The 25,375-nt window shown below is 68.3% G+C and carries 22 protein-coding genes; 14 read left to right on the top strand and 8 right to left on the bottom strand.

What is annotated here, in order from left to right; all coding sequences use genetic code 11:
• Positions 1-6: 6 nt before the first annotated feature.
• Entirely contained in the window at positions 7-633 is a 627-nt protein-coding gene (locus CVO96_RS17455) for a CGNR zinc finger domain-containing protein (RefSeq protein WP_103313725.1), read from the bottom strand.
• A gap of 171 nt (positions 634-804) precedes the next feature.
• On the opposite strand from CVO96_RS17455, the gene CVO96_RS17450 reads away from it, so the two are divergent.
• The 4 genes from CVO96_RS17450 (at position 805) to CVO96_RS17435 (ending at position 4,020) form a co-directional block, all read left to right on the top strand.
• The gene (locus tag CVO96_RS17450; protein ID WP_103313724.1) at positions 805-1,440 is read left to right on the top strand and encodes a YceI family protein; all 636 of its coding nucleotides are present in this window, start codon (positions 805-807) and stop codon (positions 1,438-1,440) included.
• Between the two features lie 53 nt (positions 1,441-1,493).
• The gene (locus CVO96_RS17445) at positions 1,494-1,910 is read left to right on the top strand and encodes a DM13 domain-containing protein (RefSeq protein WP_103313723.1); all 417 of its coding nucleotides are present in this window, start codon (positions 1,494-1,496) and stop codon (positions 1,908-1,910) included.
• Between the two features lie 103 nt (positions 1,911-2,013).
• Positions 2,014-2,508: a hypothetical protein gene (locus CVO96_RS17440; protein WP_207795368.1), complete on the top strand. Its 495-nt coding sequence runs from the start codon at positions 2,014-2,016 to the stop codon at positions 2,506-2,508.
• Positions 2,509-2,568: 60 nt separating this feature from the next.
• Positions 2,569-4,020, top strand: a complete 1,452-nt coding sequence (locus CVO96_RS17435; protein WP_103313722.1) for a mercuric reductase — start codon at positions 2,569-2,571, stop codon at positions 4,018-4,020.
• Positions 4,021-4,179: 159 nt separating this feature from the next.
• Here the strand turns inward: CVO96_RS17435 and CVO96_RS17430 are convergent, their stop codons facing one another.
• Entirely contained in the window at positions 4,180-5,016 is an 837-nt protein-coding gene (locus tag CVO96_RS17430; protein WP_103313721.1) for a DUF4037 domain-containing protein, read from the bottom strand.
• A 143-nt stretch (positions 5,017-5,159) separates the two neighbouring features.
• On the opposite strand from CVO96_RS17430, the gene CVO96_RS17425 reads away from it, so the two are divergent.
• From CVO96_RS17425 to CVO96_RS17415, 3 genes are read left to right on the top strand one after another with little or no spacing between them, the layout of a single operon-like run.
• Positions 5,160-6,401, top strand: a complete 1,242-nt coding sequence (locus tag CVO96_RS17425; RefSeq protein ID WP_103313720.1) for a hydantoinase/carbamoylase family amidase — start codon at positions 5,160-5,162, stop codon at positions 6,399-6,401.
• On the top strand, positions 6,394-7,539 hold the full coding sequence (locus tag CVO96_RS17420; protein ID WP_243398483.1) for a M20/M25/M40 family metallo-hydrolase: 1,146 nt from the start codon (positions 6,394-6,396) through the stop codon (positions 7,537-7,539). Before CVO96_RS17425 ends, CVO96_RS17420 begins: the two co-directional genes overlap by 8 nt.
• A gap of 28 nt (positions 7,540-7,567) precedes the next feature.
• Positions 7,568-8,743 (top strand): diaminopropionate ammonia-lyase, encoded by a 1,176-nt coding sequence (locus CVO96_RS17415; RefSeq protein ID WP_103313718.1) that lies wholly within the window; start codon positions 7,568-7,570, stop codon positions 8,741-8,743.
• Between the two features lie 340 nt (positions 8,744-9,083).
• Here the strand turns inward: CVO96_RS17415 and CVO96_RS17410 are convergent, their stop codons facing one another.
• On the bottom strand, positions 9,084-10,907 hold the full coding sequence (locus CVO96_RS17410; protein ID WP_133161837.1) for an NPCBM/NEW2 domain-containing protein: 1,824 nt from the start codon (positions 10,905-10,907) through the stop codon (positions 9,084-9,086).
• A 139-nt stretch (positions 10,908-11,046) separates the two neighbouring features.
• Here CVO96_RS17410 and CVO96_RS17405 point away from each other — a divergent pair, with 139 nt between their 5' ends.
• From CVO96_RS17405 to CVO96_RS17390, 4 genes are all read left to right on the top strand, one after another.
• Positions 11,047-11,790: a PucR family transcriptional regulator gene (locus CVO96_RS17405; RefSeq protein ID WP_103313716.1), complete on the top strand. Its 744-nt coding sequence runs from the start codon at positions 11,047-11,049 to the stop codon at positions 11,788-11,790.
• 2 nt (positions 11,791-11,792) lie between these two features.
• Positions 11,793-12,776 (top strand): aldo/keto reductase, encoded by a 984-nt coding sequence (locus tag CVO96_RS17400; protein ID WP_103313715.1) that lies wholly within the window; start codon positions 11,793-11,795, stop codon positions 12,774-12,776.
• Between the two features lie 99 nt (positions 12,777-12,875).
• Entirely contained in the window at positions 12,876-14,237 is a 1,362-nt protein-coding gene (locus CVO96_RS17395; protein ID WP_103313714.1) for an aminotransferase class III-fold pyridoxal phosphate-dependent enzyme, read from the top strand.
• 448 nt (positions 14,238-14,685) lie between these two features.
• Complete coding sequence (locus CVO96_RS17390; protein ID WP_103313713.1) at positions 14,686-16,194, top strand: CoA-acylating methylmalonate-semialdehyde dehydrogenase; 1,509 nt, start codon at positions 14,686-14,688, stop codon at positions 16,192-16,194.
• A gap of 58 nt (positions 16,195-16,252) precedes the next feature.
• Here the strand turns inward: CVO96_RS17390 and CVO96_RS17385 are convergent, their stop codons facing one another.
• Positions 16,253-17,626 carry an MATE family efflux transporter gene (locus CVO96_RS17385; RefSeq protein ID WP_103313712.1) on the bottom strand — a complete coding sequence of 458 codons (1,374 nt, stop codon included), beginning with the start codon at positions 17,624-17,626 and terminating at the stop codon, positions 16,253-16,255.
• Positions 17,627-17,678: 52 nt separating this feature from the next.
• Positions 17,679-17,909 carry a hypothetical protein gene (locus CVO96_RS17380; protein ID WP_133161836.1) on the bottom strand — a complete coding sequence of 77 codons (231 nt, stop codon included), beginning with the start codon at positions 17,907-17,909 and terminating at the stop codon, positions 17,679-17,681.
• Between the two features lie 181 nt (positions 17,910-18,090).
• On the opposite strand from CVO96_RS17380, the gene CVO96_RS17375 reads away from it, so the two are divergent.
• Together CVO96_RS17375 and tal are read left to right on the top strand one after the other, a co-directional pair.
• A complete protein-coding gene (locus CVO96_RS17375) occupies positions 18,091-18,981 on the top strand; it encodes a BadF/BadG/BcrA/BcrD ATPase family protein (protein ID WP_103313710.1) in 891 nt (296 codons plus the stop codon).
• Between the two features lie 177 nt (positions 18,982-19,158).
• Positions 19,159-20,094: a transaldolase gene (gene tal, locus CVO96_RS17370; protein WP_103313709.1), complete on the top strand. Its 936-nt coding sequence runs from the start codon at positions 19,159-19,161 to the stop codon at positions 20,092-20,094.
• A gap of 61 nt (positions 20,095-20,155) precedes the next feature.
• On the opposite strand, the gene CVO96_RS17365 is transcribed toward tal, so the two are convergent.
• The 3 genes from CVO96_RS17365 to CVO96_RS17355 all read right to left on the bottom strand — a co-directional run bounded on the left by CVO96_RS17365 (position 20,156) and on the right by CVO96_RS17355 (position 24,650).
• Complete coding sequence (locus CVO96_RS17365) at positions 20,156-20,575, bottom strand: hypothetical protein (RefSeq protein ID WP_133161835.1); 420 nt, start codon at positions 20,573-20,575, stop codon at positions 20,156-20,158.
• A gap of 303 nt (positions 20,576-20,878) precedes the next feature.
• The gene (locus CVO96_RS17360) at positions 20,879-22,048 is read right to left on the bottom strand and encodes a rhodanese-like domain-containing protein (RefSeq protein WP_243398482.1); all 1,170 of its coding nucleotides are present in this window, start codon (positions 22,046-22,048) and stop codon (positions 20,879-20,881) included.
• Positions 22,049-22,250: 202 nt separating this feature from the next.
• Entirely contained in the window at positions 22,251-24,650 is a 2,400-nt protein-coding gene (locus CVO96_RS17355) for a tetratricopeptide repeat protein (protein WP_341476190.1), read from the bottom strand.
• A gap of 271 nt (positions 24,651-24,921) precedes the next feature.
• Between CVO96_RS17355 and CVO96_RS17350 the strand changes: the two genes are divergently transcribed.
• A complete protein-coding gene (locus CVO96_RS17350) occupies positions 24,922-25,374 on the top strand; it encodes a DUF1775 domain-containing protein (RefSeq protein WP_103313706.1) in 453 nt (150 codons plus the stop codon).
• Position 25,375: the final 1 nt, after the last annotated feature.

The following is a 25,375-nucleotide window of genomic DNA, read 5'->3' as shown; positions in this document are numbered from 1 at the left end:
TCCATGTCATGAATCTCTTTGGTTTGCCTCCACCTGGGCTCCAGGGGCCTGCCGGGCGCGTCTGGACGAGCGGTGGCGGGCCTGTTTGGTGACGTTGCCGCAGGACTGCATGGCGCACCAGCGCCGCGAGGCGTTGCGGCTCTCGTCGTAGAACAGCAGGTCGCAGTCCGGGTTCTCGCACTCCTTGAGCCGCGCCGGCTGGAGGCGGCCAAGGAGCGCCGCCGCCGCGTGGGCAACCTGAACACTCGGGTCAATTGGCCCCAGCACCTCCAGCCGTGTGCTGCGGGCAAAGCCCTGGGGGGTCAGGCTCACCTCGGTGCGCTCGCGGCCCTGGGCCAGCACGGCGTTGAGGGTGTCGAGGCCAGTCGAGGTGGCCGGGGCATCCCGCCGGCTCAGGGGCCGGTAGAGCTGATCGAGCGCCGTCCGTAGCCGGCGCGCGCCGTACAGGGCGGACTCGGCATCGAGCGCGTCCGCCTCTCGCGCCGACACCACGCCGGCCTCCTGGAACCAGCGGCGCACGTCGTGCCCGGTCTGCAACAGGTCGTCGGCGCCAGCAGGGTGCCCACGGTGCATCAGGGTGTTCACCAGATCAAGGCTGACATCCCCACCGATGAATTCGAATGACGGGGTCATGGGGGCCAGTGTAACTGTGTAACTGTCAATCGGCAAGAATAAGGGTTGCAAACGAGCTTCTATGTTGTCATCGCCTTCGACAATAAGCCGTTTATAAAAGTTGTCTAGACGAGTTTAGTAACCAGTGAACCTCCTACTTGACGGTTGCGTAGCAGTGTCAGGAGGAACACCATGAATGGCATCACCGCCCCCATCCACCTGCTTTCCCACTCCGGGTTCCATCTCCCGTCCCGTCGGGTGGGGGCGGCCCTGGCAGTCGTCAGCCTCGGCGCGGCGCTGGGGCTGAGCGCCTACCTGGGTGCCGGCCCGCAGCCGATCACCGTGACGGATGCCAGCGGCGCCGCCACCTTCAATTTCCGGGTCACCGGCATTCCCGTGCCCGGTCAGCTCGGACAGGTGCAGCCGCGCGTGACCTTCGATCCGCGTGACCTGACGACCGCGCACGGCGTTGTGATCGTGAATCTGGCGAAGCTGAACACCGGCATTGCCCTGCGCGACGAGCACGCCCGTAACTACATCGGGGCGCACGCCCACCCGCAGGCCCGATTTACCTTCGCGTCGCTCAGCGGTGCCACGGCCATTCGCCCCGGCCAGACCGTGTTGGCGACCGTGGAGGGCCAGCTCGACCTCAACGGTGTGTCCGTGCCGCTGCGGGCGCCCGTCACCCTGACCTACCCGCCGGGCGGCTCGGTCATCACCGTCAAGACCGCCTTTGACGTCACCTTCAAAGACCACCACATCTCGATTCCCGGCGCCGATCCCCGCACCGACGTCAATGTCGAATTCCGCCTGCCCGTTCACCGCTGACCCCCGTCCTGCGCCCTCTCGCCGCCGATTCCGGCACCCCAAGGAGCCCCACCATGAAGACCCTGACCCGCACGGCCCTGACCATCCTGTCCGCCCTCACCCTGACCTCGCTGGCCACCGCTGCCATGCCCGCCGTAACGCCCGGCGCCTTCCATGCCCTGGGCGCCCCCACCAGCGGCAGCGCGAGGATCGTCCAGAAGGCCGGCAAGGCCACGCTGGAACTGAAGAACTTCAAGACCGAGGTCGGCCCTGACCTCCAGGTCTGGCTGTACCAGGCCGCCGCGCCCCGGAAGGGCGCCAACGACGTTCAGATCGCCAAAGGCAAATACCTCAAGGTGGGCGAGCTGAAGAAGTTCAAGGGTGAGTTCAGCTTTGCTCTGCCCGCCGGCACCCGGCTGACCGACTACAAAAGCGTCGTGATCTGGTGCCAGCAGGTCATGACCGCCTTCGGCGCCGCCGACCTGAAGTGAGCGGGCGCCGGGGCCGACGAAGTTCCTGTCCCCTCTAAGACCGATGCCGACCGAAGGCCCAGCCCTCACCCCATCCGCCCCTCAGGGCAAGAATGGCGGCAGCGTGACCCTGAAGCTCGCGCCTGGCTTCAGCTTCTCGAAGCCGGTGCTGTACCTCAGCCTGGACGCCCCTCGCGCCTTGCCCGCCGCAATGGAGGGCGTGACCCTGGCCCCGGCCCTCAGAGACGTGCCGGTGGGCGGCGACGACGGCGCTTTCAGCGCGGTGGAACGCCTCTTCGCGGCCGTCAATGGCCCGACCGGGAAGGCCAACCCGCAGCGCCAGGGCTTCAACTCGGCGCTGGGCGGCGCGGGCGTGGCAGGGCCGCTGAATGTGCTGGGCGGTATTCCCACCGTCGCCACCGACTACAGCCCGCTGTGGGATCTGAACGTCTACGAGTGGACGAAGACCGCCATCGCGGCCGGCTACCGCTCGCGCCTGATCGAGGAGTTCCAGATTCTCGGGCTGGCTAAGGGCGGCTTTATCACCGGCCCCGGCGGCGCCGCCTTCGGCTCCACGGGCTTTGTCGTGAACTGCCCCATCGTCTTCCGTTTCCTGTAAAGCTGGGCAGGAACGGTGCCGGCGTTCCTGATCCCGGCACCGCCCTTCTCTGGAGGCCGCATGAGTGATCACGAGAAGCACAGCGAAGGCTACGACGCCATCATCATCGGTTCCGGTCAGGCTGGCACGCCGCTGGCCGCCGAACTGGGGCGGGCGGGCCTGCACACGGCCCTGATCGAGCGCGCCCACTGGGGCGGCACCTGCGTCAATGAGGGCTGCACGCCCACCAAGCTGATGGTCGCCTGCGCGGAGGTGGCCCACCGGGCGCGGCGCGCGGCGCAGTTCGGGGTGTACGCGGGCGAGGTGCGGGTTGAGCTCTCTGAAATCCGCGCCAAGAAGCGCGCCCTGGTCGCTTCCTTCGCTGCCGGCAGCGAGCGTGGCCTGCGGGCGGCTCCGAACGTCACGCTGATCCGGGGCGAGGCCAGCTTCAGCGCCCCGCACGAGGTACAGGTCAGCGGCCAGGGCGGCGAGCAGCGCCTCACCGCGCCCCGCATCTTTCTGAACACCGGGGGCCGTCCGGCGCGGCCCGACATCCCTGGCCTGGCCCTCGTACCCCACCTGCTCGACTCGACCAGCATCATGGAGTTGGACGAGGTGCCGGGGCGGCTGGTGGTGGTCGGCGGCGGGTATATCGGGCTGGAATTCGCGCAGATGTTCGCCCGCTTCGGCAGCCGGGTCACGGTGCTGCACCAGGGTGAACAGCTGATAGACCGGGAGGACGCGGACATCGCCCGCTCGCTGCTGGCGGCCCTCCAGGCCGAGGGACTGGAGATTCACCTGGGGGTGCGCGGCCTGCGGGTGGAGTCAGGCGAGGGCGGCGCTGTGACGGTGCGTTTTGAGACGCCTCGGGGCTCAGGGCAGGCCCAGACCCGGCACCTGCTGGTGGCGACCGGGCGGATACCCAATACGGACGCCCTTAACCTCGGGGTGGCTGGCGTCCACACCGATCCGCGCGGCTTCGTGGTCGTGGATGACCACCTGCGAACCAATGTCGAGGGCATCTGGGCACTGGGAGATGTCAAGGGCGGCGCCGCGTTTACCCACGTCGCCTACGACGATTACCGGCTGGTGCGCGACGATCTGCTGCGCGGCCAGGCGCGGCCAGTTTCCGCGCGAACCACGACCTACACCCTGTTTACCGATCCGCAGCTCGGGCGCATCGGCCTGAGCGAGCGCGAGGCCCGGCACCAGGGGCACGACGTGCTGGTGGCCAGCCTGCCCATGTCCAGCGTGGCCCGCGCCATCGAGACCGGGCGCACCGCCGGGATGATGAAGGCTGTCATTGACCGCGCCAGCGGGCAGATTCTGGGCGCCGCGATCCTCGGGCCGGAGGGGGGCGAGGTGACGGCGGCCCTTCAGATGGCGATGCTGGGCCGTCTGCCCTTCACGGCCCTGCGGGACGCCATGATCTCTCACCCCACGCTGTCCGAATCGCTGAACACCCTTTTCATGACGCTGGGCGAGGTCGCGGGGTCTGTCCAGAAAGCCCCTGTGGAGCCACTGATCAGCTGAGACTGGATTCAACTTCCCCAGAGTATTTGTCCTTGATGACCGAGCGGAGCGAGTGAATTGGGCCGAGTATCTGGGACTTGCAAAGCTGCGGAGCAGAGAATGGATGCGTCAGGTTGCTTTGTCTACGGCTGTAATTCGGACAAATGCTCTCACATAGCTTCACTCCAGCTGGCCCTCGCCCCACGGTTCGGGTAGTTGCCCCTGGGCTTTTATTAGTTGCAGCAGTGGCTCAATCACCGCGTCGAGATGCCGTGGCACCTCGTCCAGCGTGGCCAGGGTAAACGATAGGAGGCGTTCAACGCCCTCTACAAAACCCGCCGGCACCAGCGGCAGCCCGGCGGCCAGGGTCAGCAGGCGCTTGTTGCCGGGGTGGTGAGTCCGATTCAGGGCGTAAAGCACGTCGAAATAGCTGTCCAGCAGCCTGGCCAGAACTCCGTTCACGATCACGATGTCGCGGCGGTGCACCCCGAGGATCACCTGCGAGGAGAAGCTGAAGATGCTGCCCGACAGCAGGGGTATGTTCAGCGCGATGATGGCGCGGGCGAGGTCGTCCGGGTAGTCACGGGCGGCCTGCCCTTGCAAGCGAGCGAACCAGCCCTCGGGGTCGGACAGGATGCGGGACGTCCGAATGTTGCGCCACACAGTGGTCGAGTTGCCCATCCGCGCCTCATGGTGGTCGAACAGGTAGTGAAGGTGGGCCTCGAAGGAGGCGATCGGCCGGAACATGACGTCAATCTCCGTTCCCGTCGTCCGCTCGATCAGCACGTCACCCTCCTCGGTGAAGGTGTTCCCCACTTCCCACCGCCGGGCGTACTGCCGGGCGATTGCCCGCCGGGCTGGGAGAGGGACGGGCTCGCGGCTGTACACGTACAAGTCGATGTCCGACCGCGCGTCCTGCGTGCCTGTAGTGCGCGAACCGCCCTGGACGACCGCAACTACCTGCTCGATGGCGGCGTACTCATGGGCGAGGGCCTGAGGCAGATCGTCGGTAGTCATAACTGCACGGTAGCCGGAACAGGACGATCCGCCTCCGGGGCGACCCTTGAGACACGTTCGTCCGAATTCCAGCACCCGCCGCAGGGCAGAGTAAACCGATGGACTGAACCGATCTGGCACACGTGTTTTCGGTATGTTGGTTCATGGCTCTGAATCCACAGCGCACCATCGACGAACTCAAGGCGCTGCGCGAATTGACCGGCGACGAGAACGGCGCCCAGCGCGTGGCGTTTACCGACACCTGGTTGAAGGCTCGCGCCTTTTTGAAAGAGAAGCTGGACGCCCTGCCCGTCTCGCAGCACATGGACGCCGCTGGGAATCACTGGGCGACCCTGCAGGGTGACTCTGACCGCGTACTGATCATCGGCGGGCACCTCGACTCGGTGCCGAACGGTGGATGGCTGGACGGCTGTCTGAACGTGCTAGCGGGTCTGGAGGTCATGCGTCACCTGAACGAGCAGTACTCGGGACGCCCGCCGGTGACGCTCAAGCTGGTCGACTGGGCCGACGAGGAGGGCGCCCGCTTCGGCCGCTCGCTGTACGGGTCGAGCGCGGCGGGCGGGAACATCGACATCGCCGAGATGCAGAAGCTGAGGGATCGGGACGGGGTGAGCCTGGAAGAGGCGCTGAACCGGGTCGGCGTGACCCTGGCGGACGCGCCCAAGGCCCGCGCGGAGTTGAGAAACGCCGCCGCCTACCTGGAGCTGCACATCGAGCAGGGGCCGGTGCTGGAGGGGCTGGGGCTGCCGCTGGGCGCGGTGCTGGGCACGGTGGGGGTCGAGCGGCACACGGTCACCTTTCACGGGCAGGCCGCGCACTCGGGCAGCACGCCCATGAACGTGCGCAAGGACGCCTTCCGCGCCGCCGGGCAGTTCGCGCAGGAGATCTACACCATCGCCGAGCGGCACGGGGGGGTATGCACCATCGGGAGCTGCAAGACCCTGCCGGGCATCGTGACCAGTGTGGTCGAGACCTGCGAGATTACGCTCGACCAGCGGCATCTGGACGCGGGGAAGCTGGCGGCAATGTGGCAAGGCGCGCAGGAGGCCGCGAAGCGGTTCGCCGACGAGGGCAACTGCACGGTGACCTTCGGCGACCTCTGGCACATCGAGCCCATCCCGTTTCACCCGGAGCTGATCGACGCCTGCGAGGCGAGCATCCGCGAGACGGCCGGCACCGCTTACCGCCTGCCCAGCGGCCCGCTGCACGACGCCGCCGAGGTCGCGCGATCCGGCGTGCCGACGGTCATGCTGTTCGTCCAGAGCCTGCGCGGCATCAGCCACAACAAGATCGAGGACACGCGGGAGGAGCACCTGATCCAGTGCGTGGAGGCGCTCGACCGGCTGGCCGGGAAGACGGTGGCGTGGGTTCAGTCCCGTGCCTGACACATTGCCGGACACCTTGCCCGAGCTGCTGTCGGCCCTGGTCTCCATCGACTCGGTCAATCCATCGCTGGTGCCCGGGGCGGCTGGGGAGGCGGCGCTGGCCCACTGGGTCGCCGGCTGGCTGCGTGAACGCGGTATCGAGGCTGTGCTGGACGAGGCTGCACCGGGCCGTCTGAGCGTGATCGCCACGGTGCGGGGCAGCGGAGGGGGCCGCTCGCTGCTGCTCTGCGCTCACCTGGACACGGTGGGTACCGACCACATGCCTGACGCGCTGGAGCCCCGGATTCAAGATGGGCGCCTGTACGGCCGGGGCGCCTACGACATGAAGGGGGGACTCGCGGCCTGCCTGCTGGCCCTGCAAGGCGCCCAGGGCGCGGGCCTGCGCGGCGACGTGATCCTGGCGGCGGTGGCCGACGAGGAATACGCCAGCCTGGGCGTCCAGTCGGTGCTGGGGCGGATCACGGCCGACGCGGCCATCGTGACCGAGCCGACCAGCCTGGAACTCTGTGTGGCGCACAAGGGCTTCACCTGGCATGAGATCACCACCTTCGGGCGCGCCGCGCACGGCTCGCGCCCGGATCTGGGCACCGACGCCATCGCCCACATGGGCCGCGTGCTGGGGCAGCTCGAGGCGTACGGGCACGACCTCGGGTCGCGGGCGCCCCACCCATTGCTGGGGCACGCGTCGGTGCACGCCTCGCTGATTCAGGGGGGCCAGGAGCTGTCCAGTTACCCGGAGTGCTGCACCCTGCAGGTCGAGCGGCGCACGCTGCCCGGCGAGACGGCCGGGGAGATCGAGCGGGAGTGGACGGCCCTGCTCTCACCCCTGGCCAGCGATCCGGCCTTCCGTGCCGAGCACCGGACGACCCTGGTGCGCGAGCCCTTCGGGGTGCCCGTGGACGCGCCCATCGTCCAGACGCTGCGCGGCCAGGCCACGCTCATCCTGAACCAGACGCCCACCCTCACCGGCATGAGTTTCTGGATGGACTCGGCCTTCCTGGCGGCGGCCGGGATTTCCACCGTGGTCTTCGGGCCGCACGGCGCGGGCGCCCACAGCGCCGAGGAGTGGGTGGATCTGGAGTCGGTCGGGCAGTGCCGGGCCGTGCTGGCGGCCACCCTCCGCGCGTTCTGCGCCTGACCCTCGCGCACCTGAAGGAGCCTGCCCGATGCCCAGTTCCAGACCTCCCGAGCCGGAACAGCCACGCCGCTACTTCAACCCGGCCCCCCAGACCATCGAGACCACGACGGAGCCGGGCCTGCTGGAGTTCCACCGCCGGCTGCCCGGCTACGCCCCGACCCCCCTGGTGCCGGCGCCCGGCCTGGCCGCTGCATTGGGCGTCCGACAGGCCTGGGTAAAGGACGAAGCGCAGCGGCTCGGTCTGCCCGCCTACAAGATCCTGGGCGCGTCCTGGGCGACCTACCGGGAACTCGGCCACCGCTTCGGCCCTTTCCGGCCCTGGAACGCGCTGGATGATCTCGCCCGGCAGCTGAGCGTCCACACATTGGGCGCCCACGCGCCGCTGACCCTGGTGGCCGCCACCGACGGCAACCACGGCCGGGCGGTGGCGCGCATGGCCCGCTGGCTGGGCCTCGGGGCGCACATCGTGGTGCCCCAGGACATGGTGCCCGCCCGCCGAGAGGCCATCGAGGGGGAGGGCGCCCGGGTCGAGGTGCATCCTGGCTCCTACGACGACGCCGTGCTCGCCGCCGCCCGGCTCGCCGATGATACCCACATCGTCATCAGCGACACCGCCTGGGACGGCTACACCCGGGTTCCCGGCTGGGTCATCGCCGGCTATAGCACCATTTTTCAGGAGATGGACGCCCAGCTCGCAGCCCTCCAGGCACCACAACCGGATCTCGTCGCCGTCCAGATGGGCGTGGGCTCACTCGCCGCCGCCGTGATCCAGCACTACCGTGCGCCCGGCCGCCAGACGCACGTGGTGGGAGTCGAACCGACCCGCGCTGACTGCGTCCTGCGCTCGCTGGAGGCCGGCGCGCTGACGGGGGTGCCCGGCCCGCACTCCTCGATCATGGCCGGGCTGAACTGCGGCAACACCTCGCCGCTGGCGTGGCCGCTGCTGCAAGCCGGCCTGAGCGCCTCGGTCGCCATCCCCGACGCCCGCGCCGAGCAGGCTATGAGGCTGCTGTCCGAGGACGGCGTGATCTCCGGGGAAAGCGGGGCCGCCGGTGCCGGGGGACTCCTGGAACTGCTGAGCGGCGCGCAGGCTGGGGCGGCCCGGCAGGCGCTGGGCCTCACGGCGGAGAATTCGGTGCTGGTGATCTCGACCGAGGGCGCGACCGATCCGGTCGCCTACGCACGTGTCGTGCCGGGGAAATGAATGGACGGCCCGCTCCCGAAGACTTAGACAGCTGGCGTCACGGGGGCCAGCCCAGGACAGCCAGCTTCACAGATGCGGAGTCTCAACGGCCATCCATAAGCGCCAGCAGCAGTCTGCCATGGAGTTCTCCGACCTGAGGTTGAACTGTCCACAGATTCGGCGCGGACACTCCTTCTCTCCGCCGACAGGAACAGATCGACGTAAAGGGCGGAATGGAACAGGCCGCCCCGACGGCGAAACCACAGATGAGGTTCCGAGCGCTCTGGCCAGAAGAAGAGCCAGAGTCGCATTCCGGTTGGCCCTCGGCTTGGGAGGTCAGCTCACCCGCCGAGCCCCAGTGCTACTGAGTTCCCACCTCGACTCCGCTGGCCACGGCCTGCTGCTCCCAGTCGGTGATGGCCCTCTTGATCAGTTCCGAGTCGGTGCAGATGAGACAGCTGTCGGAAGGGAGAGCGGAGGAGTTGTCCGTCGCCGTGGCCAGGGGCGTGCCTGACCTGGCGTTGGCGATGGCCAGATCCCGGCGCCTCGCCCGGTCGGCGGCACTCGGCTGCGCGAAGCCGATATTGTTGTACGCCACGATGTTGCTGCCAAAGTTGATGCCGCGCTGGTCGCAGTTCCCGGCCCAGCGCACGTAGATCCCGTTGTCGTCTCCACCTGAAAAACTGTTGTCGGGAAGCAGTCCGGAACCGTACACCCTATTCTTCTGAATGGCCACGTATTCACCGTTGGCGATGGCGATACCGTGATTGCTCGTCTCCAGCACCGTGTTCTCGCTGATGTCGATGTAGCGCGAGAGGCAGCCGTCCGTGATGATCCCGCCCCCGCTGTAACTCTGCAGACTGAGGGGGTATTGATAGGCCCCTCTGATCAGGTTGTGGTGGATCCGGATACGGTGGGCAGGCGTGCCACTGGAGGCATACATATTGATGTTGTCCTCCACCCGGCTGTGACCAGGCTCGTTTTCGACACGGTTCCAGGCGATTTCAGCATCGGAGACACCCACAACTTTGTTGAACTGGACAAACTGGGCCCGAACGAACTTCTCCGGATTGTCGCCGGGCGCCGGGATCAGCCAGCCCCCAGCACCGTCGCTGCGGCGGCCATCGATGTTCAGGGCCCGGTTCCTGAGAATCTTGATGGTGGTCGTCCGGGTCGATCCGCCCAGCAGATAGATTCCGCCCGTGTTTTTCAGATAACTGTTCTCGACCACCAGGCTGGAGCCGTCCTCAATCGCCACGAAGCGACCAGGGTTGACCATCCTGACGTAGGGGTTCAGGCCAAACCCCCGGCAGTTCTGGATCTTCACGTTCGCCCCGGCCCGCGAGTTGCTGATCAGGTGGCCTCGCCCCGCGACCGTACAGTTACGGATCACCACCGGCTGGGTCGTCTCGATCCGGATGGCCGGCACCTTCGGGTCGTCACTGCGGAAATTGCCGGTGATCACGATCGGCGAGGTCGCGCTCGGCCCCACTTCAATCGGGCCGGAGTAGGTCACACATCCCGAGAGTTTCGCCTCTTTCCAGTTGGCCTGAACGCTCTTGGCGCCGGATTTGGATTCCACCACCAGCTTCAGGCGCTCCACTCCCTCGATATCCACATTGACTGTCTGGGGCGCCGCGCCGCTTCTCACTTCAGATGGCCCGAACATGCTCCGGCCATCTGCGAGGACGCTGTAGGTGACCGTGCTGTCGGCCGCCGCGCTGGAAGCCAGGCCGATCTGGGCGCTGAAGGTGCGGCACTGCGCGCCCACGTTGTATTCCAGGGTCGAGCCCGCCTGCACCGCCAGGCCGTTGGGCAGAGCCTTGCCCGCTGCCAGCGGCGCCGTCTTGCCCGTCAGGAGAGGCTGGTCACTCAGATAAGTGGTCGCGGTTCGGATCGTCTGACTGGACGTCGGAGGGAGTTCACCTGATCCCGTGAGTCGGCAGGAGGAGAGGGTGGAAAGACCGAGGAGCAGGGCCGCCAGGGAGACGGACCGGCGACGGTGGGACGGCGAGACCAGGTTGATCGGAGAGGGGCGAGCCATAAAGAACCTCGGAACACGGTGAGATGAGGGGAGGCAACCTTCATTCAAGGCAGACAGCCAGTGGGGATGAAGGCTGAATTTTTCGTCAAGTGCGTAAACAGATGGACAGACACCCGAATACAGAGCACGGTAGCGGGTCAAGCCTGACGCTTCGTGAGTCCGTACGGCGGCGGTGCTGAGACTCAGTTCGGGAAGGCGTGACCTCAGGTGCGTAACGGGCTGGTCGAGACACACCGGATCGAGGGGGTTCCCTGGGGGCAACAGCCCTTAGCATGGCCCCATGCTCCCCACCCTCGCCGAGCTGCTGACGCTGCCCGCCTTCGGCGGGGCGCAGGTGCTCAGCGCGCCGGGGCAACTGGTGCAGGAGGTCACCTGGGTGCATGTTTCGGAGGTGCTGGACGCCGCGCGGTTCCTGAGCGGAGGCGAACTGCTGCTCAGCACCGGACTGGAGGTGGCCCGCGCCGCCCCCGACGCCCGCGTGGCCTACCTGCGCTCGCTGGCCCAGGGCGGCGCGCACGGACTGGCGCTGGAACTGGTGGGGCCGCTGCGCGAGGTGCCGGCCGAACTGCTGCAGACCGCGCGGCTGATCGAATTTCCGCTGATCACGTTCGCCCACGAGGTGCGCTTTGCCGACCTGACCCGCGCCGCCCACGAGCGCATCCTGGGCCGGCGGGGGGCCGACCCCGGCGACGGGCTGGGCGCCGTGGTGCTCGCGCTGCACGAGACGGGGCGGGCCGAGGCGTTCCGCGCGGCGCAGCTGGGGCCGCTGCTCTCCCTCCCGGCCCGGCCGCGCGCGACCCTGCTGGGCACGCTGGACGCATTGATCACCCAGCGCTTCAACGTGGCGGTCGTGGCGCGCGGGCTGGGCGTGCGGCGCCAGACCGTGTACTACCGCCTCGAGCAGCTGCGTGGCATGCTGGGCGATCTGGACAGTCCGCAGCGACAGCTCAGTCTCGGTGTCGCGCTGGCCCTGTCTCACCCCACCCCCGGCTCCGGCGGAGATCAGCCCCGCCCAGAGGAGTGACCATGCAGTACCGAAGGCTCGGCAAGACCGGTTACGACGTCTCGACCATCAGTTTCGGCGCCTGGGCCATCGGCGGCACCTGGGGCGAGGTGAACGATGAGGAGTCGATGGCCGCGCTGCACCGCGCCCTTGACCTGGGCATCACCCTCTTCGACACGGCGGACGTGTACGGCGACGGCCACTCCGAGCGGCTGATCGCCCGGCTGCGGCGGGAGCGACCGGAGCCGTTTTATGTCGCCACGAAGGCGGGCCGGCGTCTGAATCCCCATGAAGCCGCCGGATACAATCGACAGAACCTGCGCAGCTTCATCGAGCGTTCCTTGAAAAATCTGGAGGTGGACGCCCTCGACCTGCTGCAGCTCCACTGCCCGCCCACCGAGCTGTACCGCCAGCCCGAAGTGTTCGGCGTGCTGGACGATTTCGTGCAGGAGGGGCTGCTGCGCTCCTACGGCGTGAGCGTGGAGCTGGTGGACGAGGCGCTGGAGGCGATCCGGCACGAGGGCGTGGCCACCGTGCAGATCATCTTCAACGCCTTTCGCCTCAAACCCGCCGACGCCTTCTTCGCTGCCGCCCGCGCGGCCGACGTGGGCATCCTGGCGCGCGTGCCGCTGGCGAGCGGCCTGCTGACCGGAAAGCTGCGCGCCGATACGCCCTTCGAGCAGGGCGACCACCGGGCCTTCAACCGCCACGGCGAGGCCTTCGACAAGGGTGAGACCTTCTCCGGCGTGGACTACGAGACGGGCTTGGAGGCGGTCGAGCGCCTGCGCCCACTGGTGCCGGCGGGGCAGACCCTGGCGGGGTTCGCCCTGCGCTGGATCCTGATGTTCCCCGAGGTGACCTGCGCGATCCCCGGCGCGCGGAACCCGGCCCAGGTCGAGGCCAACGCGGCGGCGGCCGATCTGCCCGAGCTGACGGCGGAGCAGATGGTTGCGGTTCAGCAGGTCTACGACGAGCTGATCCGCGCGCAGGTGCACGGGCACTGGTAGGAAGCGGCGCTCCAACTGGACACCCTGTCTCTTGAGTCGGGTGGGCCTGGAGGCGGAGAATGGGGCCTCTTCCACCCGCCCCCTCAGGAGGTTTGCCGCATGACCAGCACCCAGGATCGCCCCGGCGTCGCGTCCGCGCACGACATCGCGCAGATGAACCGCGACTACACCATGTTCTCCTGGAGCGTGCAGGGCGCCTCCACGCCGATGGTGATGACCGGCGGGAAGGGCAGCCACTTCTTCGACGGCGAGGGTAAGCCCTGGCTCGACTTCTCCAGCCAGCTCATCAACCTGAACGTGGGGCACCAGCACCCGCGGATGCTGGGCGCCATCAAGAGGCAGGTCGATACGCTGTGCTTCGCGGGCCCCAGTTTCGCCACCGAGCCGCGCGGCCTGCTGGGGCAGAAGCTGGCCGAGGTGACCGGGCTGGCGAAGGCGTTCTTCACCCTGGGCGGCTCGGAGGCCAACGAGAACGCGATCAAGATGGCGCGGCTGGTGACCGGGCGCGACAAGATCATCACGCGCTACCGCTCGTACCACGGGGCCACCATGGGCTCCATGACCGCCTCGGGCGATCCCCGGCGCTGGCCGGTCGAGCCGGGCATTCCCGGCGTGGTGCGCGTGTTCGACCCCTACTGCTACCGCTGCCCGTTTGGCAAAACGCCGGACTCCTGCGGGCGCGAATGCGTGTCGCACATCGAGGAGATCATCCAGATGGAGGGGCCGCACACCATCGCCGCCATTCTGGTCGAGGGGATCACGGGCTCGAACGGCCTGCTCGTGCCGCCGGACGACTACTACCCCAAACTGCGCGCCCTGTGCGACAAATACGACCTCCTGCTGATCACCGACGAGGTCATGAGTGGTTTCGGGCGCACCGGGAAGTGGGTCGCCACGCAGCACTGGAACATCCTGCCCGACATCATCACCTGCGCCAAGGGCCTCACGAGCGGCTACATGCCGCTGGGCGCGGTGATCGTGAACGAGCGCGTGGCGAACTACTTCGAGGATCACATGCTGTGGGGCGGCCTGACGTACTCCGGGCATCCGGTGAGCTGCGCGGCGGGCGTGGAGAACCTCGCCATCTACGAGGAAGAGGGCATCTTCGCGCGGGTGGACGAACTGGGCGCGCACCTCGCGCAGCGCCTGGAGGCCATGAAGGCCAGATACGCCTGCGTGGGCGACGTGCGCTACAAGGGCCTGTTCTCGGTGCTGGAACTCGTGAGGGACAAGGCGACGAAAGAGCCGCTGGCGCCCTTCAACGGCACGAGTCCTGAGATGGGGCTGCTCGCCGGGCACATCAAGAGCCGGCAGGTGTACGCCTACAGCCGCTTCAATTTCCTGTGGGTCTGCCCGCCGCTCATCATCACCAAAGAGGAGCTGGACGCCGGCCTGGACGTGTACGAGGAGGCCCTGGCGCTGGTGGACGAGCGGCTGCGGGTCGGCGTGGCGGCGGACTAAAGTTGATTTATCAGGTGTCGTTCGCCGCTATACGTCTTAGCCTTTCCAATTCCAGAGCTTCTGGAATGGCTCCCAACTGATTTAACGGAACGGCGAGTCTTGTAGGATCACTGATCACCCATGAAAGCGGTGCACGCCCCTGAGCATGCATGTAGGAATAACAGGATGAACACCAAGACCAATAGCTCGACTTACCTGCCCACACGATGTCGTCTATCCATATCCGATCCAGCCGAATAAAGCCGTGATGTTGGTGAAGGGATTTGTTGCTACAGATGGGACAGGGAGCAGGTAAGTCCGCGAAGTGGCGATATTGACTGAACGCGTACCACCAAGCCGCCTCATTCCCCTCAGGCACCCATTTCCAAGGAAACTGCAAGGAAATACGCGTCATAAGGCATTCTACAAAAAGCCCCTGATTCCATGCAGTTGAGAAGAGGAGACCACCATGACTGACACTGCTATCAAGCCCGCCATCATCTCCCACTGGATCAACGGACGCCCGACCCCCGGCACGTCCGGCCGCTCCGCGAAGGTGTACAACCCCGCCACGGGTGAAGTGCAGGGGCTGGTCGATCTCGCCAGCGTGGAGGAGATCGATGCGGCCGTCGCTCAGGCCACCGCTGCGGCGAAGACCTGGCGCCTGGTGCCGCTCAGCAAGCGCGCCGAGATCATGTTCCGCTTCCGCGCGCTGATCGACGCGCGGCGCGACGACCTGGCCCGCATCCTGACCCGCGAACACGGCAAGGTGCACGCCGACGCCCTGGGCGAGATCGCGCGCGGTATCGAGAACGTGGATTTCGCCTGTGGCATCCCCACCCTGCTCCGGGGCGGCTACTCCGAGGGCGCGAGCACCGGCGTGGACGTGTATTCCATCCAGCAGCCGCTGGGGGTGGTGGCGGGCATCACGCCCTTCAACTTCCCGGCCATGGTGCCGCTGTGGATGATCTGCAACGCGCTCGCCTGCGGCAATGCCTTCATCCTCAAGCCTTCCGAGAAGGATCCCAGCGCCAGCCTGTTCATCGCGGAGCTGCTGGGGCAGGCGGGCATTCCGGAGGGCGTGTTCACGGTCATCCATGGCGACAAGGTCGCGGTGGACGCCCTGCTGGAGCACCCGGACATCGCGGCCGTGAGCTTCGTGGGCAGCACGCCGATTGCCCGCTACATCTACCAGAAGGGCACCGAGCACGGCAAGCGCGTGCAGGCCCTGGGCGGCGCGAAAAACCACATGCTCGTGCTGCCCGACGCCGACGTGAACATGGCCGCCGACGCCGCCGTGAGCGCGGCCTACGGCAGTGCCGGCGAGCGCTGCATGGCGATCTCCGTGGTGCTGGCGGTGGGAGACGTGGGCGACGAGCTGGTGAATGCCATCTCCAGCCGCCTGCCGGCCCTGAAGGTCGGCCCCGGCAGCGATCCGCAGAACGAGATGGGCCCGCTGATCTCCCGCGAGCACCGCGACCGGGTGGCCGGCTATATCGCCAGCGCCGAGGCGCAGGGCGCGACGGTCGTGGTGGACGGAAGAACGCAGCAGTTCGACGGAAACGGCTTCTTCCTGGGCGTCTCGCTGCTCGACCACGTGAAGGAGCACATGGACGCCTACCGGGACGAGATCTTCGGGCCGGTGCTGTGCGTGGTGCGCGTGCCCTCCTACGAGGAGGGGCTGCGTCTGATCAACGAGAACGAGTACGGCAACGGCACCGCGATCTTTACCCGCGACGGCGGCGCGGCGCGGCAGTTCCAGTTCGAGTGCCAGGTCGGCATGGTAGGCATCAACGTGCCCATCCCCGTGCCCGTGGCGTACTACTCCTTCGGCGGCTGGAAGGCCAGCCTGTTCGGCGACACCCACATGTACGGCCCCGAAGGCATCAAGTTCTACACCCGCTCCAAGGTGATCACCTCGCGCTGGCCCGATCCGGCGAAGAGCCAGATCGATCTGGGCTTTCCGCAGAACCGCTGAGGCACGGCGAAGGGAAACGGCAGGTCTGCCCTGTTCCCCTTCGTCGATGAACACGGCCTTACGCCGCCTGGGCCGCCCGATCCAGGCGGGCGGTCAGCCGCAGGAACCTCCACAGCAGCAGCACCCCCGCCACGCTCAGGCCGGCGGTGAGGCCGAACCACAGGCCGCGCGGCCCCACGTCCAGGCCGAACGCCAGCAGGCTGCCGGTGCCCAGGCCGACCAGCCAGTAGGCGCTCAGGGACACCAGCATGGGCACCCGGGTGTCCTGCAGCCCGCGCAGGGCGGCGTTGGCCGTGACCTGCAGGCCGTCGAAGAGCTGGAACAGCGTGGCGATCAGGAGGAAGCCCGACGCGGCCGACACCAGCGCCGCGTTGGCGGGGATGTGGACGTCCAGGAAAACGGAGAGCACGCTCCTGGGAATGAGCACGTAGCTCAGGCTGCAGGCCAGCATGATCGCCGCCGCGAGGCCCGCCCCCAGCAGACCCGCCCGGCGGGCCGCCCCCGGTCGGCCGGCGCCGTGGTGATAGCCCACGCGGATGCCGGTGGCAGTCGCCAGGCCCAGCGGCACCATGAATACGGCCGTGATGACCTGCAGGGCCACGTTGTGCGCCGCCAGCACCTCCGGCCCGAAGCGGGCCATCAGGAGGGAGGTCACGGTGAACAGGCCGCCCTCGGCGCCCAGGGTCAGGCCGATGGGCCAGCCCAGCCGCGCCAGGGCCCGCACCTCGGCCCAGAGTTCCCCACGGGAAGACGCCGCGGCCGGCACCCGCCGCCGGGCGAGCCCCAGGGCCGCCAGGGCGCTCCCCCAGGCCGCCAGCGCGCTGGTCAGGGCCGTGCCGACCACGCCCAGGGCGGGCAGCGGGCCCCAGCCGAAGGCCAGCGCCGGACTCAGCCCGGCGGCGAGCAGCACGGTGGCCAGCGCCACCGCCGTGACCGTGCGCGGCTGGCCGGTGCCCTCCAGTGCGCCGCGCAGCGCCGTGAAGGCCAGCGCGCCCGGCATGCCCAGGGCGTACAGCCGTAGGTACTGCGCCGCCTGCGGGCCATCCAGTCCGGGGGGCGGGAACTGGGCGATCAGGTGGGCGGCCACGAAGGCCACCGGCAGGAAGGCGGCCGTGAGCAGGCCGGCGAGCACGAGACCAGCCTGCAGGGTCAGGCCCACCCGCCGGGGCTCCCGCGCACCGTGGGCAGCGGCGACGCGCGGGGCGACCGAGAGCATCACCCCCAGCAGCGCGAGGAAGCCCAGGTAGTACACGGCGTTGCCGTAGGCGGCCGCGGCAAGCGCCCCCGGCCCCAGGCGGCCGTTCACCGCCGTGCTCACCAGCGCCAGGGCATTGACCGAGAACTGCGAGACGATCACCGGCCCCGCCAGCCGGAGCAGCTGGCCGAGTTCGCTCTGGGGCGGCGGTGCGGTGGAGGGGGCCAAACGACTCATGCCCAGCCAGTGTAGGAGGCCCGGGCATGGGAAGGGGGGCGAACCACCGGCCTTACGCCAGCTTCTCCCCCGAGTGGGTCGTCGTGTGGCTGCCCGTGGTCTTCTCGGCGTTCATCTCGCCGTAGGCGCGCAGCCACTCGGCCTCGCTGAGCGAGTCGAGTTCCTGGCCGTCGAAACTGCGCACCAGCACGTCGCGCATGACGCTGGCTTCGTAGTCGGTGGCATTCTGTGGGCCGAGCTTTTCCAGCACGGCGTCCAGGCTCATGGTGGGGCTGATCTTCATGGGAACCTCCGGGAGCCGGCGCGGGAGCGCGGCCAGGGGCAGGTTACGGGGCCGGCGGGAGCCCATGGTGAACTGGGTGAACAGGTGTCCTGGGGCGTTCTTTACCGCCAGATGCGACAATCGGCAGCATGACCCGTTCGTCCCGACCTTCACTGTCTCCCTGCGCTCCTCCGGTGGGGGGATGAGCCGATCCGGCCTGTCCCTGGGCCTGGACGCCGGGGGCAGCGCGACCAAGTGGGCCCTGCTGCGCGGCGGGCAGGTGGTGGCCGACGGCGTGGCCCCGCCGCTGACGGCGGCGCTGCTGGGCACGCCGGCCGGCGAGCACAACCTGGCCGCCCTGGTGGCCGCGCTGCCGGGCCGTCCGGACGCCCTGCACGCCGGAATGCCGGGGCTGAGCGCCGGATCTGGGCGCGCCCTGCAGGTCAGGGCCGTGCTGGCGAGCGCCGTGGGACTGGGCGAACCGGCCGTCGGGGTGGAATCCGACCTCGATCTGGCCTACCGCACCCACCTGGGCGCCGGCGAGGGCATCCTGCTGTACGCCGGCACCGGCTCGGTGGCCTACCACGTCACCCCGGCCGGCGCGGTGGTGCGGGCCGGCGGCTACGGCTTCAAGCTGGGCGACGATGGCGGCGGCTCCGACATCGGGCGCTCGGCGCTGCGGCAGATCACGGCCACGCTGGACCGCGGCGAGACCCCGGTGGGCCTGCTGGCCACCGAGGTGGGAGCGCTGACCGGCGGGCTCGACTGGGACAGCCTGCGCGCCTACACCTACGCCGATGCGGGGGCCGCCGCCCTCGCCCGGCTTGCCCCGGCGGTGGGCCGCGCGGCCGACGCGGGCGACCCGGAAGCCCACGCCCTGCTGCAGGGCGCGGCGCGGTCGCTCGCGGAGCTGGCGCGGCGGGTGCAGGCGCGCACCGGGCCGCTGCCGGTCACGGCCACCGGCGGCGCCTTCCGGATCAGCTCGCAGTTTCCGGCGCTGCTGGGGCGGGAGCTGCCGGGCGCCACCGTGCAGTACCGCGACCACGCCGCCGCCGCCGCCCGCAGCGCCGAGCGGCTGCTCGACCAGGGCTGAGCGGACTGACCTGGACTGGATGATCTGGACTGGATGACCGGGACTGGGCCGGCCGGAATGAGCGTGGCCTAAAGGGTTCCGGCCCCCGGCGCCGCCCGTCCAGGGTGCGCCCTTCAGGGACGGGGAGTAGGCTGCGCTCAGGCAGACCCGCGACCCGCCGCTCTGGGAGGACACGACATGAACGCACTCGAACAGCTCAAAACGCTCTCCGTGGTGGTGGCCGATACCGGCGACCTCGACGCCATCCGCAAGTACCAGCCGCAGGACTGCACCACCAATCCGTCGCTGATCCTGAAGGCCGCCGAACTCCCGGCGTACGCTGAGGCGCTCAGGAAGGCCCAGCAGCTCGGGGACGTGGAGGCGGCTATTGATGGGCTCACCGTGGGGATCGGCACCGAGCTGACCCGCATCGTGCCCGGCTACGTGAGCACCGAGGTCGACGCCCGGCTCTCCTTCGACGCGGACGCCATGATCGCCAAGGCCCGGCACCTGATCGCGCTGTACGGTGAGCAGGGCGTGGGCCGGGAGCGCATCCTGATCAAGCTGGCGACCACCTGGGAGGGCGTGCAGGCGGCCCGCGTGCTGGAAGCCGAGGGCATCCGCTGCAACCTGACGCTGGTGTTCAGCCTGGAGCAGGCCATCGCGGCGGCGCAGGCCGGGGCCTACCTGATCTCGCCGTTCGTCGGGCGGATCACCGACTGGTACAAGAAGAGCACGGGCACGGCCGATTACCCGGTCGAGACCGACCCCGGCGTCCAGAGCGTGCGGACGATCTACTCGCACTTCAAGGCGCACGGCTACCCGACGGTGGTCATGGGCGCCTCGTTCCGCTCGGCGGCGCAGGTGCGCGCGCTGGCCGGCTGCGACCGTCTGACGGTCAGCCCCGCGCTGCTGGGCGAGCTGGCCGCCGACCAGACCCCGCTGGAAGCGGCGCTCACCCCGGTCGCTGCCACCCGGCACGAGGCCACCCTCAGTGAGGCCGACTTCCGCTGGGCGCTGGCGAGCAACCCGATGGCGAACGACAAGCTGGCCGAGGGCATCCGGGGCTTCCACGCCGATACCGAAAAGCTGCGCAAACTCATTGGACAGCTGGAGCCGGCCGCCGCGGGCTGAGCGGTTCACGGGCGCCCATGAGGGCGAGCAGCGGGGAACCGGAGGCCGGAGGAGTCAGACTCTACTGCCCTTGACCCGTCACCATCAGCTGAAAGCTGAAGCTCCTGCGGGTGTCGGGATTGGTCAGGACGAACAGACCGGGCTGACGGACGCGGATGGCTTTGTTGGTTCGGGAAACCTCCAGGCCGATGGTGTTGAGGGGGCCGGACTTCGTCGACAGCTTGATCTTCACGTTTGCCGGAAGATTCTTTACCTCCAGCTGCAGCGTGCGGAGGTTGCCGAGCTGCGAGATGACCTCGCCAGGCAGCTCAATTCTCTGCCAGTTGCTCTCGGTGTACAGCGTGTCGTAGCTCATTGAATTGGCCGCATCTCCGCTGACAATCGGAAGTGTAGGAATGTTCTGGACGGGTTGACCGGAAGCGGTGGTCGAGGAGACGGTAAGGACGGCAGAAAGAATAAGAGCCGGTGTGCTAAGTTTCATATCAGAACTCCTGAAAAGTCTATTGGGACGAAGTGGGTTGTGTCAGGCAACGTCCTGTCGCCGACACTACTGAACGCTTCTGGTCAGCTATCCAGTCGACCTGCTGAACTGAGCTTGTTTCATCTAAACCTCCCAGATCAGGGTAGGTTTTGGCAAGGCAGCTCGCGTCCGTCCTCCAGGTGAGGCCAAATTACCCAGAATAGGGCTTGACAACCGCAGATCGGGGACAGAGAGGTACGGTGCGCTGGGCTGATTCAGCGATAGCTGAACGGTATGCATTGACTACCCGTCAAAACTCCCTCTTCAAGGAAGAGAAGGGAAGTGTTGAATTCCGGCATCATCCACTGCCGGGGAGTCACCAGCGGAGAGGACAGCCGGACGTTCTGGCTGGCGCTCCTCTCGCAGGTGCTCCACCGTGTTCAGTGCCTGGGAAACTCCTGCGCTCTGCCCCCCTGCCTGATCCAAGGGCCCCCAGGCGAAGTGCTGGGACACCGGCTGGAGTCCTGGGATCTGGGGTGTGAGGCGCACGCCGTAGACCGCGCGAAGGAGCAGGGAAGGTCTTTTGGGGGAGGAGAACGACGTCGCCGCGTGGTCATGCCGGCTGGCCGCCGCCAGGGGAGATGACCACGCCTGAACCGTGAACGCCGCGAAGTCGGGCATTGGGGAAGACGCGGCCGAGAGGCAGGCCCTGTGGGCCGACGCGGGGGTCAGCAGAACCAGGATACCGAGGGCGAACAGCTTTGCGGAACTTGTATTTTCTCTTGATGTCTCACCGGACGGTGAGGACGTGACTTCGGCCGATCGACGACGGTGGGTCTGGATGTGGTGACGCCTCCCCGGGCCCGCCGCCTGAAGGGTCGTGGACAGGAGTCGGGCCGGGCCGTTGAAGTACGTGACGTTGTGAAAGGCGTGCGAGATGAGTTCCTGCGCGACGCTCCTGGCCTCATGGATGGTGTCGCCGAAGACGACCATTCGGGTGTTGTGATCCTGCATGGGCAGCCGGCCGTCATTCTTGGCGGCGGTCACGCTGCCTGGAGGGAGGCGCACGGCGCACGGCACATGGGCGGGCAGGCCGCCAGCGCGACTTCTGGCATCCACCCAGCACGCACTTTGATCCTGCTGGAAGATGTAGACCGCCCCTTCTCTCTCGGTGACCATCAGACCCCCCAGCGCCCGCCAGACGGGCGCACCCAGGTGATAGCAGCGGATATCCGTGAAACCTGCGTTCTCAAGCTCGGCGGCGAGGCGGGTGGTTTTGCGGCAGTAGGGGCCGTTGCAGTAGATCAGCAGCGGCACCGACCAGTCTCCATGGGCCAGCCGCGCGATGCCCCGCACATCACCGACGTAGTCGCTCATGGCCACGCCCGGCTTCGGCCCGACGGTTATGGCATCCGGAAGATGGCTGATCGCCCATTCCAGCTGGGGCCGTGCATCGAGCACCAGGGCAGAGCCCTCGGCGAGCAGCGTGTGCACCTGGGCGGTGGACACCTCAGGCCAGGCGCCGCGCGCCCCCCACCAGGTGCTGGCCTCGATGGGATGTCCCCGGGCTCTGCGTGTCGGTTCGGCAGCCTCGCTCATGTCATGCCCCTCCCTCACCCTCGGTTCCTCCCCTTTCAGTGTGCCGGGGGTGGAGCGCGCGGCGCATCGGGTGAATGACCCATGCCATGCGTCCCGCTCAGGCCAGACCTTCGCGGATGGCGATCGCCACGGCGGAGGCCCGGGAGTGGACGTCCAGTTTGCCGAAGACGTTCTCGACGTGCCGTGCCACGGTCTTCTCACTCAGCCCGAGCGTCTGGGCGATCTCCCGGTTGCTGCGCCCCTGGGCGAGAAAGTGCAGCATCTGGAGTTCACGGGGGGAAAGCCTGAACGCGGCGTTGCCCGGAGGCTCTCCAGTGGTGCTGATCGCGCGGAGCGCCTGCGCCTCCTGGACGGCAGCGTCCAGGCCGAGCAGCGTTCCGGCCCGCCGCTCGCGGTCGTAGGCGGCGGCACTGAGGCTCATCCTCGCGTGGCGCAGGGTGGCGTCAACCTGCCGCTCGTCGAGCGGGGCGGCCGGTGCCCCGATCATGCCCCGCAGGTGCTGCGCGGCGGCACACCACCGCACAGCCTGCGCCGCGCTTCCGACCCGCGCGGCGTAGGCGGCATAGTCCTCCAGGCACTCGGCAATGTTGCGGCGGTGGCCGAGCCGCACCGAGCGCGTCAGCGCCTCGGACAGGAGCGGTTGGGCGGCCTCAAATTCGCCGCTCGTGACTGCGTTCAGGCCGAGGGCTGTCTGCGACGCGATGATGCCGCGCTCATCGCCAATGGCACGCCGCAGGTCGAGACTCTCACGGAGCAGCTGCCGCGCCCGCGCCGTGTCCCCGAGTTCCATCAGGGCCCGACCCAGGCTGTACAGGGCGTACGCCACGCCGTGCGTGTTGCCGACCCCACGCCAGAAGTCCAGCGCGCGGCTCAGGGGTTCGACGGCGTCGTGCGCCTCACCCCAGTACAGCGAGAGCCGGCCCAGGTTGAACAGGGGCGACGTCCGGCCCAGATCCCGCCGTCCGGCCTCCCAGAGCGGCAACGCCTCGCTCAGCAGAACCCGCGCCTCATCCGGCCTGGCCGCGTTGTGGGCCAGGACACCCAGCAGGTTGAGCGCGGCGGCCATCCCGCTGGTGTCACCCTGTTCGCGCGCCAGGGTCAGGCTGGCGCTCAGCAGTCGCTCGGCCTGCCCATGGTCACCCTGCATCCGGGCAATCTCGCCCGCCGCGCTCAGGGCACGTACGCGTGATGCCGCGCTTCCCTCGCCTCCCAGGGCGCGCTCCAGCCAGTGGCGGCCTTCGGTGAAGTGCCCATGGACGCTCCAGAAGTTCCCCAGCGCGGCCACGAGGTCGAGTGCCAGGGGAGGGTCGTGCTGAAGTGCCCAGCCCAAGGCCGCGCGCAGGTTGCTGTGCTCGCGCTCCAGCGAGGCGAGGGCTTCACGCTGCCGGGCTCCCCAGAGCTCGGCGTCGGCCCGCAGCGCGACCTCCAGGAAGTGGTGCGCGTGGCGCTGGCGGACACCGTGATCTTTACCCTCCTGCACGAGCCGTTCCAGCGCGAACTCACGGATGAGTGCCAGCAGGTCGAAGCGCTCCTCGCCGTCCGGGGCCGGTTGCATCCGGATCAGGCTGTGCCGCGCCAGCAGGTCGAGCTGATCGAGGGCCAGGGGCTCCGGCAGCCCCGCGACGGCCGAGAAGTCTGCGAGGCTGGCGCCGCCGACGAACACGCCGAGTGTCCACAGCAGCTGTCGCTGCTCGGGGGTCAGGAGCTGCTCACTCCAGGCCAGGGTGGCCCGCAGGGAGCGCTGCCGTTCAGGGCGGTCGCTGGGGCCTCCGGTCAGCAGTTCGAGCGCGGGGTGCAGGTGGCTGAGCAGCGTGACGGGGGGCAACACTCGGATCCGGGCGGCCGCAAGCTCAATCGCCAGCGGCAGGCCGTCCAGCCGGACGCAGATTTCCGCGACCGCCTGGGCGTTGTCCGGGCGAAGCTCAAAGTCTCGCTGAACCGCCCTGGCGCGCTGCTGGAACAGCTGCACGCTGGCCGAGGCCTGCACCTCCCGAAGGGGGCTGTCCCGCCTGGGCACGGGAAGCGCCCCCAGGACGAACTCCCGTTCACGGGACAGCCTCAGGGGAACGCGGCTCGTCACGAGCACCCGGACGCCCTGCGCTCCCTCCAGCAGCGCACAGACGAAGGCCGCCGTCTGGGGAAGATGTTCGGCATTGTCGAGCAGCAGCAGCAGGTGTGCGCCCTCCAGCCGGGTCAGCACCCGGGACAGGACGTCACGGGACGTCGAGTCCCGCAGGCCCAGTTCCCGCGCGACAGCGGACTCGATGAGCATGTCCGGGCGAAGGGCGGCGAGGAATGCCGCGCATACCCCGTCCCTGTATGAAGCGGACAGGATTCGTGTGACGTGTGCGGCGAGGCTGGACTTGCCAACGCCACCGGGCCCCGTGACGGTCACCAGCCGGGCGGCGGGTTCACCCAGGAGGTGCGCGAGGGCCCGGACGTCCGTGTCCCGCCCGATCAGCGGAACAGGCGTGGCCGACAGCCTGCTGCCGTCCACTCGTGACGACGCGACGCGGTTCTCCACGGTGGCCCCCCGCCTTCAGCATACGTCCCCGCCTCGCCTCCTGGGCCGCGTTCTGGAGTAGCGCACTGGGTAATTCACCCGATGCGGTGAATGGCCACACTCCCTACCATCAGGGGGTCGGTGCGGTACCGGTTGACACAGCGAAACCGCTCCGGCCCGCGATCACCTCGCCCACGAGAGGCCGACGGTGGCCAAGCAGCCAGGAGTGAGTTCTGGCTCACCCTTCGGGTCAAAGGAGCAGACCATGCGGACATTGATGACCTTCCTCACCGCCATCCTCTTCTGTGGCGCCTCCGCCTCTGCCCACGCCGTCGTGCGGACAGAACTGGGCATGGCGGAGAGCGCGCTGGACGCCACCGAGATGTACCGCCTGCAGGTGCCCAACGAGACGGCGGCCACGAGCGCGACGACCGAAGTGCGGATGCTGGTTCCCGACGGCTTCACGCTGACCCGAACCGTGCAGGCGCCCGGCTGGCAACGTACCTTTGAAAAAGCCGCCGACGGGAAGATCACGGCGGTCGTCTGGACGGGGCGCATTCAGCTGCAGGAAATCGCGCGGTTCTACTTCCAGGGCATGAACCCCAAAGCGGCGGCCACCCTGACCTGGAAGGTCTACCAGAGGTACGAGGACGGGACGGTGACCGCCTGGGACGACGCCAACAAGGAGTTCCCGGCATCGTCGACCACAGTGAGGTGAC

It is taken from the genome of Deinococcus koreensis, assembly GCF_002901445.1.
Classification (GTDB): Bacteria; Deinococcota; Deinococci; order Deinococcales; family Deinococcaceae; genus Deinococcus; species Deinococcus koreensis.
This window is presented reverse-complemented; position numbering and strand designations above follow the sequence as displayed.